Origin of the sequence: Streptomyces sp. SPB074, from assembly GCF_000154905.1 — a bacterium.
GTDB lineage: Bacteria > Actinomycetota > Actinomycetes > Streptomycetales > Streptomycetaceae > Streptomyces.
The window spans coordinates 2,004,432-2,005,434 of the sequence record NZ_GG770539.1 but is presented as its reverse complement, the minus strand read 5'-3'; the positions used below and the strand labels follow the sequence as shown (position 1 = coordinate 2,005,434).

The window sequence follows — 1,003 nt, the reverse complement described above, 5'->3', positions numbered from 1 at the left end:
CCGGGCCCTTCGGCGTGCGTACCGCGTGCGGGCGGGCTCCGGCGTGCGGGCGGGTCTCGCAGGGCGCCCGCGCGGCTCCGTACGGCGTGCCGCGCGCGGGTCCCGTGCGGGCGCCCCCGCGGGAGCGGCTAGATGCCCTGCCAGTCGGGCTTCGCGGCCCAGGTCGCGCGGAAGTACCCGGCCAGCTTGAGCTTGGAGGCCGCCGCCTCGTCCACGACGACCGTCGCGTGCGGGTGGAGCTGGAGCGCCGAGGCCGGCACGAGCGAGGCGACCGGGCCCTCGACGGACTGCGCGACCGCCTCGGCCTTGTTCTCGCCCGTCGCGAGGAGCACGAGGTGCCGCGCCTCCAGGATCGTCCCGATGCCCTGCGTGATGACGTGGTGCGGGACCTGCTCGATGTCGTCGGCGAAGAACCGCGCGTTGTCCACCCGGGTCTGCTCGGTGAGCGTCTTGATCCGGGTGCGCGAGGCGAGCGAGGAGCATGGCTCGTTGAAGCCGATGTGCCCGTCCGTGCCGATGCCGAGGAGCTGGAGGTCCACGCCGCCCGCATCCCGCAGCGCCAGGTCGTACGCCTCGCAGGCCGCCTGCACGTCGGCGGCCGAGCCGTCCGGGCCGAGGAACGCCGAGGGGTCGAGGCCGAGCGGCTCCACGACCTCGCGCAGGACGACGGCGCGGTAGGACTCGGGATGCCCGGCGGGCAGGCCCACGTACTCGTCCAGCTGCGCGACCCGCGCCCGCGAGACGTCGGCCTCGCCCGAGCGGACGAGCCCGGTGAGCGCCTGGTAGACGGGGAGCGGCGTCGACCCGGTGGCCACCCCGAGCAGGGCGTCGGGCTTGCGCCGCAGCAGCCGCGCGATCGCGTCGGCGACGAGCCTGCCGCCGGCTTGCGCGTCCGGGACGATGACAACTTCCACGCTGGGGCCTGCCGATCTGAAAGAGACACATGTGGTATAGACCAATTTATCAGACCGGGGGCCGGGACAGAAGGGTGTGTCCGGATGGC

1 protein-coding gene is annotated in these 1,003 nt (G+C 74.1%); it reads right to left on the bottom strand.

Features of this window, described 5'->3' with window-relative positions:
• Positions 1-128: 128 nt before the first annotated feature.
• Positions 129-914 (bottom strand): glucosamine-6-phosphate deaminase, encoded by a 786-nt coding sequence (gene nagB / locus SSBG_RS08000; RefSeq protein ID WP_008745688.1) that lies wholly within the window; start codon positions 912-914, stop codon positions 129-131.
• Positions 915-1,003 lie beyond the last annotated feature (89 nt).